General features: G+C 69.4%; 13 protein-coding genes, 1 tRNA gene and 1 pseudogene. 8 read left to right on the forward strand and 7 right to left on the reverse strand.

What is annotated here, in order from left to right; translation table 11 throughout:
- Window positions 1-192 precede the first annotated feature (192 nt).
- Together AB0I23_RS05640 and glmS are read left to right on the forward strand one after the other, a co-directional pair.
- Complete coding sequence (locus AB0I23_RS05640) at window positions 193-468, forward strand: hypothetical protein (RefSeq protein ID WP_037694258.1); 276 nt, start codon at window positions 193-195, stop codon at window positions 466-468.
- Between the two features lie 43 nt (window positions 469-511).
- On the forward strand, window positions 512-2,341 hold the full coding sequence (gene glmS, locus AB0I23_RS05645) for a glutamine--fructose-6-phosphate transaminase (isomerizing) (RefSeq protein ID WP_359107125.1): 1,830 nt from the start codon (window positions 512-514) through the stop codon (window positions 2,339-2,341).
- 109 nt (window positions 2,342-2,450) lie between these two features.
- On the opposite strand, the gene AB0I23_RS05650 is transcribed toward glmS, so the two are convergent.
- Both AB0I23_RS05650 and AB0I23_RS05655 read right to left on the reverse strand, forming a co-directional pair.
- Window positions 2,451-3,023, reverse strand: coding sequence for an acetate uptake transporter (locus AB0I23_RS05650; RefSeq protein WP_359107127.1), 573 nt, complete (start codon window positions 3,021-3,023; stop codon window positions 2,451-2,453).
- 167 nt (window positions 3,024-3,190) lie between these two features.
- On the reverse strand, window positions 3,191-3,712 hold the full coding sequence (locus tag AB0I23_RS05655; protein WP_037694266.1) for a universal stress protein: 522 nt from the start codon (window positions 3,710-3,712) through the stop codon (window positions 3,191-3,193).
- A gap of 1,012 nt (window positions 3,713-4,724) precedes the next feature.
- On the opposite strand from AB0I23_RS05655, the gene AB0I23_RS05660 reads away from it, so the two are divergent.
- The 6 genes and pseudogenes from AB0I23_RS05660 to AB0I23_RS05685 all read left to right on the forward strand — a co-directional run.
- Window positions 4,725-5,960 carry a helix-turn-helix domain-containing protein gene (locus AB0I23_RS05660; protein WP_359107129.1) on the forward strand — a complete coding sequence of 412 codons (1,236 nt, stop codon included), beginning with the start codon at window positions 4,725-4,727 and terminating at the stop codon, window positions 5,958-5,960.
- Between the two features lie 10 nt (window positions 5,961-5,970).
- Window positions 5,971-6,573 carry an oligoribonuclease gene (gene orn, locus AB0I23_RS05665; protein WP_327246216.1) on the forward strand — a complete coding sequence of 201 codons (603 nt, stop codon included), beginning with the start codon at window positions 5,971-5,973 and terminating at the stop codon, window positions 6,571-6,573.
- 125 nt (window positions 6,574-6,698) lie between these two features.
- Window positions 6,699-6,771: transfer RNA gene (locus tag AB0I23_RS05670), tRNA-His, on the forward strand.
- A gap of 235 nt (window positions 6,772-7,006) precedes the next feature.
- On the forward strand, window positions 7,007-7,756 hold the full coding sequence (locus AB0I23_RS05675) for an AfsR/SARP family transcriptional regulator (protein WP_359107131.1): 750 nt from the start codon (window positions 7,007-7,009) through the stop codon (window positions 7,754-7,756).
- 1,061 nt (window positions 7,757-8,817) lie between these two features.
- Window positions 8,818-9,252: a reverse transcriptase domain-containing protein gene (locus AB0I23_RS05680; RefSeq protein WP_359107484.1), complete on the forward strand. Its 435-nt coding sequence runs from the start codon at window positions 8,818-8,820 to the stop codon at window positions 9,250-9,252.
- Window positions 9,161-9,523, forward strand: a pseudogene (locus AB0I23_RS05685) (group II intron maturase-specific domain-containing protein); the annotation flags it as partial. The gene AB0I23_RS05680 and the pseudogene AB0I23_RS05685, both read left to right, overlap by 92 nt.
- Here AB0I23_RS05685 and AB0I23_RS05690 read toward each other — a convergent pair.
- The 5 genes from AB0I23_RS05690 to AB0I23_RS05710 all read right to left on the reverse strand — a co-directional run bounded on the left by AB0I23_RS05690 (window position 9,416) and on the right by AB0I23_RS05710 (window position 13,527).
- Entirely contained in the window at window positions 9,416-10,255 is an 840-nt protein-coding gene (locus AB0I23_RS05690; RefSeq protein WP_359107485.1) for a transposase, read from the reverse strand. The pseudogene AB0I23_RS05685 and the gene AB0I23_RS05690 sit on opposite strands and share 108 nt — an antisense overlap.
- The gene (locus AB0I23_RS05695; RefSeq protein ID WP_359107133.1) at window positions 10,180-10,557 is read right to left on the reverse strand and encodes a transposase; all 378 of its coding nucleotides are present in this window, start codon (window positions 10,555-10,557) and stop codon (window positions 10,180-10,182) included. Before AB0I23_RS05695 ends, AB0I23_RS05690 begins: the two co-directional genes overlap by 76 nt.
- Window positions 10,558-10,664: 107 nt before the next feature.
- Complete coding sequence (locus AB0I23_RS05700; RefSeq protein WP_359107135.1) at window positions 10,665-11,135, reverse strand: S26 family signal peptidase; 471 nt, start codon at window positions 11,133-11,135, stop codon at window positions 10,665-10,667.
- Complete coding sequence (locus tag AB0I23_RS05705) at window positions 11,132-12,997, reverse strand: ABC transporter ATP-binding protein (RefSeq protein ID WP_359107137.1); 1,866 nt, start codon at window positions 12,995-12,997, stop codon at window positions 11,132-11,134. Before AB0I23_RS05705 ends, AB0I23_RS05700 begins: the two co-directional genes overlap by 4 nt.
- Window positions 12,994-13,527, reverse strand: a complete 534-nt coding sequence (locus AB0I23_RS05710) for a hypothetical protein (RefSeq protein WP_359107139.1) — start codon at window positions 13,525-13,527, stop codon at window positions 12,994-12,996. Before AB0I23_RS05710 ends, AB0I23_RS05705 begins: the two co-directional genes overlap by 4 nt.
- Window position 13,528 lies beyond the last annotated feature (1 nt).

A 13,528-nucleotide genomic window follows, 5' to 3' on the forward strand; every position in this document is an offset into this window, starting at 1 on the left:
AGGCGGCCGACTGCAGGGCGGGCCCGCCCCGGGCCGCCCGCCGCCGGACAGGCGGTGCTGAGGCGTCTCCGAATGACTTCCGAGCGGTTCTGACGCCGATCGGGGCGCGAAAGAGAGCGTGATCACACCAGACCCTGCCCGATATCGGGCACAATTGTTGCGTTGGAGCTCCGTTCACCGCAATATCAACGAGTGCCTGAACGCCGCTCGTCGCACGACGACCTCATCGATCACCTGGTGCGCTCCACCACGCTCCAGCGCGGCGAAGCCGCCCGGGTGATTCTCGACGTGCTGGCGTACTTCGACGAGACGACCGACGCCTTCGTCCGCCGCCGCCACCGCGAACTGCAGTCCGGCGGCCTGGTGAACACGGAGATCTTCGAGCGCATCGCGGCCGAGCTGCCGCACCGGGCGGTCGCGCCGCCGGAGCTCTCGCTCCGCCAGCTGCGCCGCATCGTCTACGGCTGAGTACCAGGCATCACAACGACGTCGATGGAGGGGCAGAGATTCTATGTGCGGAATCGTCGGATATATCGGAAAGCGTGATGTGGCACCGCTGCTGCTGGAGGGGCTGCAGCGGCTGGAGTACCGGGGGTACGACTCCGCGGGCATCGTCATCACCGGCAAGGCAGCGGCCGGAAAGCCCGCGACGCTGAAGATGGTCAAGGCGAAGGGCCGGGTCCGCGAGCTGGAGGCCCGCGTCCCCAAGCGTTTCACCGGCACCACCGGCATCGCCCACACCCGCTGGGCCACCCACGGCGCCCCGAGCGACGAGAACGCCCACCCGCACCTGGACGCCGAGAACAAGGTCGCCGTCGTCCACAACGGCATCATCGACAACGCCTCCGAGCTCCGTGCGAAGCTCGTCGCCGACGGCATCGTCTTCCTCTCCGAGACCGACACCGAGGTGCTGGTCCACCTGATCGCCCGTGCGCAGGCGGACACCCTGGAGGAGAAGGTCCGCGAGGCGCTTCGCTCGGTCGAGGGCACGTACGGCATCGCCGTCATGCACGCCGACTTCAGCGACCGCATCGTCGTCGCGCGCAACGGCTCCCCGGTCGTCCTCGGCATCGGCGAGAAGGAGATGTTCGTCGCCTCCGACGTCGCCGCGCTGGTCGCCCACACCCGTCAGGTCGTCACCCTCGACGACGGCGAGATGGCCACCCTCAAGGCCGACGACTTCCGTACGTACACGACGGAGGGCTCGTCCACGACGGCCACGCCGACCACCGTGGAGTGGGAGGCCGAGTCGTACGACATGGGCGGCCACGACACGTACATGCACAAGGAGATCTCCGAGCAGGCCGACGCCGTCGACCGGGTGCTGCGCGGCCGCATCGACGACCGGTTCTCCACCGTGCACCTGGGCGGCCTCAACCTGGACGCCCGTGAGGCGCGCGGGGTCCGCCGGATCAAGATCCTGGGCTGCGGCACCTCGTACCACGCGGGCCAGATCGGCGCCCAGCTGATCGAGGAGCTGGCCCGCATCCCCGCGGACGCCGAGCCCGCCTCCGAGTTCCGCTACCGCAACCCGGTCGTCGACCCCGACACCCTGTACGTCGCGGTCTCCCAGTCCGGTGAGACGTACGACGTGCTGGCCGCCGTCCAGGAGCTCAAGCGCAAGGGCGCACGGGTCCTCGGCGTGGTCAACGTGGTCGGCTCGGCGATCGCCCGGGAGGCCGACGGCGGTACGTACGTCCACGCCGGCCCCGAGGTCTGCGTCGTCTCCACCAAGTGCTTCACCAACACGGTGGTCGCGTTCGCGCTGCTCGCCCTGCACCTGGGCCGCATCCGCGACCTGTCGGTCGCCGACGGCAAGCGGATCATCGAGGGACTGCGCAAACTGCCCGCGCAGATCACCGAGATCCTCGAGAACGAGGACGAGATCAAGAAGCTGGCCGCGGAGTACGCGGACGCCAAGTCGATGATGTTCATCGGCCGGGTGCGTGGCTACCCCGTCGCCCGTGAGGCCTCGCTGAAGCTCAAGGAGGTCTCGTACATCCACGCCGAGGCCTACCCGGCGTCCGAGCTGAAGCACGGACCGCTGGCCCTGATCGAGCCCGCGATGCCGACGGTCGCGATCGTGCCGGACGACGACCTGCTGGAGAAGAACCGCGCCGCGATGGAGGAGATCAAGGCCCGCAGCGGCCGGATCCTCGCGGTCGCGCACCAGGTCCAGGAGAAGGCCGACCACACCATCGTGGTGCCGAAGAACGAGAACGAGCTGGACCCGATCCTGATGGGCATCCCGCTCCAGCTCTTCGCCTACCACACGGCGCTGGCCATGGGCCGCGACATCGACAAGCCGCGGAACCTCGCGAAGTCCGTCACCGTCGAGTAGCCCGCCCCCCGCACGGCAGGAGAGCGGCCCCGCACCACGTCACGAAAGGTGCGGGGCCGCTCTCCCCGTCGGCCGGTGCCGCCCCAGGTCGCACCGGCCGGTGGCTGCCTCAGCCGGCGGCCGTCACACCCCGGCCGGCAGCACGCCCCGGCAGCGCCGTCGGCCACTTGGCGAGCGCCGCCGTCGCTCCGTACCAGGCGGCGAGTCCGGCCACCGCGGTGAGCCAGCCGCCGACCTTGCCGAGCCCGTCACTCCCGGCGAACTGCCCGACGCCCAGGAGCAGAAGCCCCAGGAAGAGCAGCGCGTACGTCCCCTGCGCGAGCAGACCGCCGCCGGCCGCCCCGAGGGTGAGACTCAGCGCGAACAGCGCCCAGAGCAGCAGGAACAGCCCCGCCGCATGACCGGAGACATGGGCATCGGCGCCGGTGCCCCAGGTGAACCAGAAGGCGCCGAGCCCGACGAAGGCCGTGCCGGTGAAGGCACTGCCGCCGCGGAACTCCAGGAGTCCGGCGACGAACAGGGCGATACCGCCGACATACAGCGCGAGCGAGACGGCGTCGGCCGCCGTCACCCCGTCGATGACCCGGGTGTGACCGATGCCGAACGCCAACAGGGTGAGTCCCAGGGCGAGATGACCGAGGGTGGAGGTGCTGCTGCTTCCCGCAGAGACGTCATTGTCCACGGCGGGCTCCCTTCAAAGGCAGTGGTGCTGTTTCCCAGTGACCTTTATGTACCCTTCACAAGCGCACAATCCACCTTTACGGGTGAGTAGATTGCCTGTTTTCAAGGGCGAGTTGACGCCACGTCGGCAATCCGGTCAGAACGCCCGCGCGTCAGGGAGAAAGAGCCCTAGGGGATGACCACGACCGGGCGCTGGGCGCGCCGCGCCAGCCGTCCCGCCACCGAGCCGAAGATCCGGCCGACGATGCCGTGCGTGGAGCCGACGACGATCGCGTCGGCCGAGTACTCCCGGCCGACCTCCTCCAGCTCGTGACAGATGTCGCCGCCCCGCTCGACGAGCACCCACGGCACCTCGGAGAGGTAGTCCGCGCAGGCGAGCTCCAGACCGAGGACCTCGGTGCGGTGATCGGGTACGTCGACGAAGACGGGCGGCTCGCAGCCCGCCCAGACCGTGGTCGGAAGCCGATTGGCGACATGGACGATGATCAGACCGGAACCTGATCTTCGGGCCATCCCGATGGCATAGGCGAGGGCTCGCTCACTGGACGTGGAGCCGTCGAAGCCGACCACGACCCCATGCCGGAAGGCGGGATCGCAGGAATGACGTGGCTCTTCGACCGCCAGGGGGTCCGACAGTGGGTCGGCTACCTGCTTGCGGTCCGCGGGTTCGGGGATTTCGTGACCGGCCATCGGTGTCTCGGCGAAGAGAGTCCTCGTGAGGAGAGAGCGGCTTGGGGAAGGCGTATCAGTGGTCGCTGTTGCGGTGTCCGGGAATCATCTTCCCAACCCCTTACCCCCAAGGGTACGGCGCCACTCCTCCACCGCCCAGACCCGCGCAAAGCACGTGCGACGTTCCACGGAGCATGCCCGAGGCGGCCGCGAATGGCAATGCCGGTTGCGTGGTACACCGAGGCCGCCCGAGCGGGGTACGACGCCGGGCGACCGGCCGCGGCGGACACCCCTCAGCGACAGGTTCGCATCACAGAGTCACCACCCGCAGGTGACCACCGCATCGAATCACCACGGCGCCCCAGGGAGCAACGCCGTGCCCGCACCCGCCCCGCCCGCCCGACCGCCCGCCCGCCACCACCGCCGACCGGTCCGCGACCGCCGTCGCCCACCGGGCGGCGTTCAGCTGCCCGCTCGCACCGGTCGCCCGTGGCGTACGGCACATCCCGCAGCGATGCCGCCGGCGTCGCTTCAGCCTCGCGATCGGCACCGCAGCCTGCTCCGCCGGTCCGAACCCGCCGCCGCCCACCACACCGAGGGGGCGCACAGAGGCAGTCGCACGGAATCAGTCGTGCGCCGGTCGAATGACTGATTCCAGCATGCACAACCGTATATTTTCAGCCAACTTCTCACCCCTGTCGATTCCTTGGTGAATTGGCCGATCAACCCCCTTGCCACCAGGCAAGAAGAGACCACACGGTACGCTTCCACCCGACAGGGACGGGCCACGAACGGGAGGCGCACTTCCCTGCACGGCCCGGGGGTGGAACGCTTCGTGATCGAATGCTTCCCGCCAAGTGGCCATATCGACATAGTGGTGGTGGGTCAACTTGTCACGACGGCACCACGGGACGCAGTAGATTCGATCTTGGGTGTCGAAGACTGGGGACTGTGCAAGACCGAGGGGAAATGTGCAGGAGCGACAGGCCCGTAAGGACCAGGAAGACGCGAACACCGAGGGGGGCTTAGCGTTATGAGCCAGGACTCCGCCGCCGCAACGGAGGCTGTACGGAAGCTCAGCGGACGACGACGTCGGGAAGTCGTCGCCGTCCTGCTGTTCAGCGGCGGCCCCATCTTCGAGAGCTCCATCCCGCTCTCCGTGTTCGGGATCGACCGGCAGGACGCGGGAGTTCCGCGTTACCGACTCCTCGTCTGCGGCGGGGAGGAGGGGCCGCTGCGCACCACCGGGGGGCTCGAACTCACCGCGCCCTACGGGCTGGAGGCGATCAGCAGAGCCGGCACCGTCGTGGTGCCCGCCTGGCGTTCGATCACCTCGCCGCCGCCCGCCGAGGCACTCGACGCGCTGCGCCACGCCCACGAGGAAGGGGCCCGCATCGTCGGGCTGTGCACCGGCGCGTTCGTGCTCGCCGCCGCGGGGCTGCTGGACGGCCGTCCCGCGACCACGCACTGGATGTACGCACCGACGCTGGCCAAGCGCTACCCGTCGGTCCACGTCGATCCGCGTGAGCTGTTCGTCGACGACGGCGATGTGCTCACCTCCGCCGGGACGGCGGCGGGAATCGATCTCTGCCTGCACATAGTCCGCACGGACCACGGCACCGAGGCCGCCGGGGCGCTGGCCCGCCGGCTCGTCGTGCCGCCGCGGCGCAATGGCGGTCAGGAACGCTACCTCGACAGGTCTTTACCTGAGGAGATCGGCTCCGACCCGCTCGCCGAGGTCGTGGCCTGGGCGCTGGAGCACCTCCACGAGCAGTTCGACGTGGAGACGCTCGCCGCGCGCGCCTACATGAGCAGGCGGACCTTCGACCGCAGGTTCCGTTCGCTGACCGGCAGCGCACCCCTCCAGTGGCTGATCACCCAGCGCGTGCTGCAGGCGCAGCGGCTGCTGGAGACGTCCGACTACTCGGTCGACGAGGTCGCGGGCCGCTGCGGCTTCCGCTCGCCGGTCGCGTTGCGCGGACACTTCCGGCGCCAGCTGGGCTCCTCCCCCGCGACGTACCGGGCCGCGTACCGGGCCCGCCGCCCGCAGGGCGGGGTCGTGGAGCCGGTGGCGACGGCGATCGAGACGGTTGTGCCCGCGCAGGGCACGTCCGCGAGCCGGAGGGCCGGCCTGACGGCGACCCCGTCGGGCCCTGTGACCGCGGCCTCCACGGCGGCCGGGGCGGGGCAGCCGGAGCACGGAAAGCCGAGCTCCGACGCATACGCCACCGGGCGCCCGACCCTGCCGGGGCAACGCAGCGCCCCGTAGGGTGGGACGTATGAACGATCGCATGGTGTGGATCGACTGCGAGATGACCGGGCTCTCGTTGACGGAAGACGCACTCATCGAGGTGGCCGCACTGGTCACCGACTCGGAGTTGAACGTGCTCGGCGAAGGGGTGGACATCGTGATCCGCCCGCCGGACCGGGCCCTGGAGACGATGCCCGAGGTGGTGCGGCAGATGCACACCGCCTCGGGCCTCCTCGACGAGCTGGCCGGCGGCACCACGCTGGTCGACGCCGAGGCCCAGGTGCTGGCCTATGTACGCGAGCACGTGAAGGAGCCGGGCAAGGCACCGCTCTGCGGGAACTCGGTCGGTACCGACCGGGGATTCCTGGCGCGGGACATGGCGGCCCTGGAGGGCTACCTCCACTACCGGATCGTCGACGTGTCCTCGGTCAAGGAGCTGGCCCGCCGCTGGTACCCGAGGGCGTACTTCAACAGTCCTGAGAAGAACGGCAACCACCGGGCGCTCGCGGACATCCGTGACTCCATCACGGAGCTGCGGTACTACCGGGAGGCGATCTTCGTACCGCAGCCCGGGCCGGACTCGGAGCAGGCCAAGGCCATCGCGACACGCTTGACGGCGCCGCCGTCGTAGGACCTCGGGAAGCCGCTGGTCACGGGCGTTTCAAGGTCCGGGATCAGCGGCTGAACAACGGGGGCGCGAGCACCCTCTCGGACCCTGTACACTTTTTCTCGGCCGGTCAGAAAAGACCGGTCATGGTGGGTATAGCTCAGATGGTAGAGCACCTGGTTGTGGTCCAGGATGTCGCGGGTTCGAGTCCCGTTACTCACCCTGAATGATCAAGGGCCGATCCGTGAGAACGGGTCGGCCCTTTGTCGTACCCGGAATTTCGGGACAACATGAACCGCACGGAACACTGCGGGAGCACGGAGCGGGCACAGGCCCCGGTGAAGCGGCAGCAAGATTTTTCTGCAACCACATGAAACTCATTGCAACAACATCTGCCCCGGGGGATGCTGTGGAGGTCGCGCCACCGGGGACGAGTGGCGTTGCACTGGGGGTATGTGTGTACGCACGCGAGAACCGGCCGATTCCTTTCCGGGTCCTCGGCAAGGTCCGGATCGATGATCAGGAGATCCCCGGGGCGAAGCCGCGGGCCCTGTTGGTCGCCCTGCTGCTGGAGGCCAACCGGACCCTTTCACTGGACCGGATCGCCGACGCCCTGTGGGACGGCGAACCCCCGCGGTCGGCGGTGGCGAACATCCGTACCCACGTCAGCGCCCTGCGGCGGCACACGGCCGACGCGGCCACGCTCGTGTCCCGCCCTGGCGGCTACGAACTCGTCGTGCTCGAGGACGACTGCGACCACCACCGGTTCATCCGGCTGGCATCGGAGGGCAGGTGCGCCCTGCAGGGCGGCGACCCGGAGCGTGCGACCCTGCTGCTGGGGCAGGCCCTGTCGCTGTGGACCACTGACGTCGCTGCCGAGGGCGTGCCGCGCAACGGCTGGCCGGCGGGGCCGCTGGACCATCTGGACGAGGAGCGCAGACGCGTGGTCGAAGACCTCGCCGAGTCGTGTGTGGAGGCGGGTGAGCCCCGTTCCGCGCTGCGCGAACTGTATGCCCTGCTGGCCGCCGACCCCTTACGGGACAGGGGCTGGGCGCTGCGGATGCGGGCCCACCACAGCCTGGGGGAACCCGGCGGGGTCAGCGACAGCTACCGGGCCGCCGTCCAGGCGTTCCAGGATCAGCTCGGAGCCCGGCCGGGCATCGCACTGGACCGGCTCCACCGGATACTCAAAGCCCCCTGCGCCTAGGGTGCGTTTCGAAAGTGCTGGTCACAGCCACTCGTTGATGGCTGCGGCCAGTACGGGTCGCCTCGTAGCGGACGGCGCGTTTGTCGTATCTCGTGGGTGCGCCACGAGGCGCCGTGGAATCGAGTGAGGTGAGAGACCTTCACCGCCGGGTTGTCGCAGCAATCCGGCTGAAGCTGGGGGCAGTTCGGCTCGGGGGATGTCGAGTCGGGCGGTAAGCAGCCCCGACAACGTCGGGACGGGCTGGCACTGCCAGACAGCCCGGGTCCGGCTAGCGAGACGGGAAGGTGCACGCGAGGAATCAGTGCTTGACGCCCCGTAATTACGACACCGGCTCCAATCTGGCGGATATGGGCCGGACGCAGTGCACGGCCGCCGACAGTTGGCGGTCGACTCCGAATCCGATTCCACGTATCGGTGGGGAGGCCACGCCGAAAGCCTGCGGCGTAAGCGTGGCGATGCTGCCGGGGTAGAGCTGGGCACCTCACCCGTCGATCGATTCCGTGGTGAACGTGGGAACTGCCCGCGGTCGCCCCAGGGCCGGACCTCCAGTTCGGTCGAGGGCAGGCCCATCGCCGGCTGATGGCCGTCGGGCAGGGCGGAGGCTCCGTAGTACTCGGAGGCCGGGAAAGCCGGCCACATGGGGAAGGGGGCCAGCAAGTCAGCAGTAGGGACAATGGAATGCCAGGAGGTTGTCGCCGGTGAATACCGACGAGCTGGAGTGGGCCTTGATGAAGGCCGAACGCCGGGTACTGGAGATTCAGACCAAGCTGCACCGTTGGGCAACTGATGATTCTCATCGCAGGTTCGACGATCTGTTCAATCTCGTGGCCGACCCCGCCTTTCTGTTGGTGGCGTGGGATCGGGTCCGGGGAAATAAGGGTGCCCGCACGGCCGGAGTGGACGGGAAGACCGCACGCTCCATCGAGGCCGGGCAAGGAGTCGAGGCTTTCCTCGACGGGCTGCGAACTCAACTGAGAGATCGCAGCTTTCAGCCGGTCGCCGTGCGTGAACGGATGATCCCGAAGGCGAACGGCAAGCTCCGTCGTCTCGGGATTCCGACCATGGCGGACCGGGTGGTCCAGGCATCCTTGAAGCTGGTGCTGGAGCCGGTGTTCGAAGCGGATTTCCTTCCGTACTCGTATGGATTCCGCCCGAATCGCCGGGCTCATGACGCGATCGCCGAGACGCGTTATTTCGCTAGCCATTCTTACGAATGGGTGGTGGAAGGCGACATCACGGCGTGCTTCGACGAGATCTCGCACACGGCCCTGATGGACCGGGTGCGGAATCGGATCGGGCAGTACCTCTGGGGAACGGCGCAAGAGGCGGCGTCGGGGAATGCCCAACTACCGGCTGGTCCGGTACGCGGACGACTTCCTCGTACTCGTCTCCGGCAGCCGGGATCACGCCGAGGAATTGCGAGGGGCCGTCGCGGAGGCGCTGACACCGATGGGCCTTCGCCTGTCAGTCGAGAAAACGAGGATCACCCACATTGACGAGGGCTTCGACTTCCTCGGATGGCGCGTCCAGCGTCACCGGAAGCGGGGCACTGACCGGCAGTACATCTACACCTACCCGGCGCGGAAATCGGTTCGCTCGGCGACGGCCAAGGTGAAGGAGCTGACCGGAAGACAGAATGTCGGCCTGCCGCTGACGTCCCTACTGCACCAGCTGAACTCGGTGCTGCGGGGATGGTGCGCGTACTTCCGCCCCGGGGTCTCGAACGTTGCTTTCTGCTATCTCAGCCACTTCGCGTGGATGAGGGTTATTCGGTGGATTCGGCGCAAGCACCCCGGGATCACGTGGAAGCAGCTTCGCCGCCGCTACTGCGACGGCGGCTGGTGGCCCGCCACCGAGGACGGAGAACTGTTCAATCCGGCGAAGGTAAGCACGACCAGATACCGATACCGAGGGACCGTGATCCCGAGCCCGTGGCTCACTGCGGCATGAGAATCGGAGTATCCCAATCGGGGCTTGTGGAGAGCCCGGTGCCCGGAGACGGGCACGCCGGGTTCGGGAGGCGGCTCGGGGAAACCCACTGGTGGAAACACCAGCAGGGCGCACCGAGTCGACCTCACCGACTGCGCGGTGTCGCTCGAGGCGATGGATTCCGCACTCCACCGCGTGGCGCTCTTTGTAGTCGACCTTGTCGAACTTCGGCGGCCGGCCACCGTGGTAGCCGCGCTTCTCGCGGTTGGCGATCTGGTCGCGCTTCTCCGGAATCGTGCAGCGGATACCCCGCTTGCGCAGGTAGGCGCGGTTCACGCGGGAGCCGTACGCCTTGTCGGCACGAACCTTGTCCGGCCGGGTGCGCGGGCGGCCCGGGACCACCTGGAACTGCGGGGAGTCACCACGTTGCCCTGCTGTGATCACCAGTGACATCGGCTTCTGGGCCTGCTCGACCGCCTGGTGGAGCTTGGTGGTCAGCCCGCCCCGGGAGCGTCCGAGCCCGTGGTCGTCGGGCTCGGTGAAGATACCGCCTGGCGGTTCGACCTGCAGATCCCCCTTTTACGGGCTCCCGCCGCATGCTGGTGGGCGCGGGCGATGGTCAAGTCGACCGAGACATCCCATGTGATCAGCCCCTCGGCGTCGGCCCGGGCCTGCAACTGCTCGACGATGCGGTGCCAGGTGCCGTCCCGCTGCCAACGCCGGAACAGGCCATAGACCGTCTCCCACGGGCCGTACCGCTCGGGCACGTCCCGCCACGGAGCACGAGCTCGGGTGCGCCAGCGTATGCCGTCCATCAACTGCCGCTTGGTGTGCACCGGCGGCCGCCCAGGCTTCTTCCCGACCGGGAGCAACGGCTCCAGCTTCGCCCACTGCGCATTCGTCAGATCATGCCTTCCCCCGAAGTGGATCTTGACACATCAAGATCCACTTCGGAAATGCACCCTAGGTTCTTGCGTGCTCAGCGGGGTACGCGGGCGATCACCCGGTCGACCGGGACGAAACCGAAGTCGCGGGAGTCGACGCTCGCCGCGGTGTTGTCGCCGAGGACCACGGCGACGCCTTCCGGTACGACCCCGGTCACTCCGAGAGAGGTGGAGACCGGCGGGGGAACCGGGTCTCCGGGCAGCGCGGCCAGCCGCTTCAGCAGCCAGGCCCCCTCCCCCACCGGTCCGCCCACCGCGGGCCACCACCAGTCCCCGGGGCACTCGGGCTTGACCAGGACGACCACATCCCCGGTCCGCAGTCCCCCGGGGCCCACCCGATGGGCGATCACCACCTGCCCGGGTGTCAGCGCGGGCGCCATGCTCTGCCCGGCGACCGTGACCCGCAGCCGACTGCGGCGGGTCCGGACGCACACGACCGCGACGACGGTGACCGCGACCACGGCCGTCATCGCCGGTGCGGCCGCTGCGAACGCCCAGGGCGTCATACGCGCTCCGCCTCCTGCGACGGATGCGCGGGGGGCTGTCGCCGCTCCCGGTATCCCGCCGCCTGACGCCCGAACAGATCGGCGTACCGGCCCGTCCTCGCCATCAGCTCTTCGTGATTCCCCTGCTCGACCACCCGCCCGGCCCGCAGCACCACGATCAGGTCGGCTTCCCGGGCCGTGCCGAGGCGGTGCGACACCAGGATGCTCGTCCGGCCCCGCCGGTGGCGCCGCAGGGCCTGGCGCACCTCGTCCTCTGCCTGCGGGTCGAGCCCCGATGCCGGTTCGTCGAGGATCAGTACATCGGGGTCCTCGCGCAGGAGGGAACGGGCAAGCGCCACCCGCTGCCACTGGCCTCCGGACAACTCCACCCCGTCGTCCACGTCGTTCGCGTCGTCGTCGCCGGTGGACGGTTCGGTGAACGCGCGGCTGAGCAGGGTGTCGTAGCCGCGCGGCAGTCCTGCCAGGAGGCCGTCGATGCCTGCCCTGCGGGCCGCCGCCCGGACCCGGTCCGGATGGCGTGACGCGTCGTCCCCGTCACCGAGCCCGATGTTCTCCGCCGCCGACACGTCGTACCGCATGAAGTCCTGGAAGACCGCGCTCATTCTCCTGCGCAGTTCGGCCGGAGGGAACGTACGGATGTCCTGGCCGTCCCACAGCACGGTGCCGCGGGTGGGGTCGTAGAACCGGCAGAGCAGTTTGACCAGGGTGGATTTACCGGCCCCGTTGTCGCCGACCAGGGCGAGCGTCGAAGCGGCGGGGACGGTGAGATTCACGCCCCGCAGCGCCCAGTCGTGCTGGTCCGAGTACCGGAACCACACGTCCCGGAGCTCGATGCACACGCTCAGCCGGGCGGGCGCGGCAGCCGGCCGGTGCACGGGCAGATCCGGCGGGGCCTGGACGACCGCCGTGAAGTGCGCGAACAGCAGCAGACTGCGCCGGACCACCGCCAGCTGGGCGGCGCCGGTGCCGAAGCTGCCCTGCACGGACGCCATCGCGGCAACGGTCAGCGAGACCTCCCCCACCGACATCGCCCCGCGCGCGGCCTCGCGCACGGCCCACAGCAGGCCCAGAGCGGCGATGCCTCCGGAGAGCGCGGCCGGGAGTCCCTGCACAAGAGCGTTGCGTATCTCGGTGGCCCGGTGCGCACTGTTGATGGCCCGGCGGTCGCGCCGCATCCGCGCCCGCAGATGATCGCCGGTGCCGAACAGCCGGATCTCCTTGGCCGCCTTCACACTGGCCAGCAGATTCGAGTAGAACCACTCGCGGCGCTCCAGCGGTGTCACCCGGAGTTCGGTGTCCGCCCAGACGCGTGCCATCCGCAGCTCCACGGCGAGCGCGGGCAGTGCCGCGAGCGACACGGCCGCCACCAGCCACCAGCTGACCAGGGCGAGCGAGCCGAGGAACCCGAGCACGGTGACCACCGCCTGCAGCAGTCCCATGACGCCCATGACCACCTGCGGGGGCGCCTGCTGCCCGCACTGCTGCGCCAGCCGCAGCCGGTCCAGCATCGTGGGGTCCTCGAATCTGCCCAGCCCGCTCCATCCGTTGACCGCCGTGTAGAGCCGGTCCTGCGCGGCGAGCGCGACCCGGCGGGACAGTTCGCCGCGCAGCAGCGTCTCGACGTGCGGGAGCACCGCGAGCGCCAGGCCCGCGACGGCCGTCGCGACGGCCGGGCCGGTGACCTGCGCGGGCGTACCGCCGCCCTGGGCGATCGCGTTGAGCATCGCACTCATCAGCCAGGCCACCAGGACCGGGAGTTGGGCCAGCGTCAGGGCGATCAGCACGACTCCGGCCAACTGCGGCCAGGCGAAGCGCAGCGCCAGGCCCAGTACGGTGCCGAGGGGGCGTACGGGGTGCCTCACGGGGCCACCGGCGCGAAGGGGGCCATCCACTCGTGCTCGACCGGCGTCACCGCTCCGTCGGCGGCGAGCCTGCACACGACCGGATAGCCGACCACTCCGAAGGCCTCGGCGACCGCGGCCGCGTGCTCCCCGGACACCACCGTCGCCACCTCCGCCAGGGCGCTCACGTACTCCTGCTCCTCCGGTCCCGGTGCGACGACCGCCAGCACGGCGGGGACGGGCAGCCCGAGGCCCGGCACAGCGGCGACGAAGCGGGGCAGGAGTGCGGCGCACGGCGGACAGCCCGTACTGAAGAAGGCGACGAGCGCTCCGTCAGGCAGATCACCGCGGCCGATCGTCCGGCCCTGTGCGGTGACGGCCACGAAGTCCCGGGCGACCGGGGCGATACCGGCCCCGTGATCGCCGCCCGGACCGCCCGCCGGGCCGGGTCCGGCTCCCGGACGGAGCCTGCGGATCAAGCCGTAGGTCAGGGTCAGGTTCAACAGGGCGATCGCTCCGACGAGGGCGACCGCCGCGCCCGTGAGGGACACT

Source organism: Streptomyces atratus, from assembly GCF_040655115.1.
Classification (GTDB): Bacteria; Actinomycetota; Actinomycetes; order Streptomycetales; family Streptomycetaceae; genus Streptomyces; species Streptomyces atratus_D.

What these genes read in the sequence shown, in the direction of transcription:
- orn (WP_327246216.1), top strand. Translation starts at nt 5,971, where the DNA reads ATGAACGATCGCATGGTGTGGATCGACTGCGAGATGACCGGGCTCTCG.
- glmS (WP_359107125.1), top strand. Translation starts at nt 512, where the DNA reads ATGTGCGGAATCGTCGGATATATCGGAAAGCGTGATGTGGCACCGCTG.
- AB0I23_RS05700 (WP_359107135.1), bottom strand. Translation starts at nt 11,135, where the DNA reads ATGACGCCCTGGGCGTTCGCAGCGGCCGCACCGGCGATGACGGCCGTG.
- AB0I23_RS05660 (WP_359107129.1), top strand. Translation starts at nt 4,725, where the DNA reads ATGAGCCAGGACTCCGCCGCCGCAACGGAGGCTGTACGGAAGCTCAGC.
- AB0I23_RS05655 (WP_037694266.1), bottom strand. Translation starts at nt 3,712, where the DNA reads ATGGCCGGTCACGAAATCCCCGAACCCGCGGACCGCAAGCAGGTAGCC.
- AB0I23_RS05680 (WP_359107484.1), top strand. Translation starts at nt 8,818, where the DNA reads ATGGCGGACCGGGTGGTCCAGGCATCCTTGAAGCTGGTGCTGGAGCCG.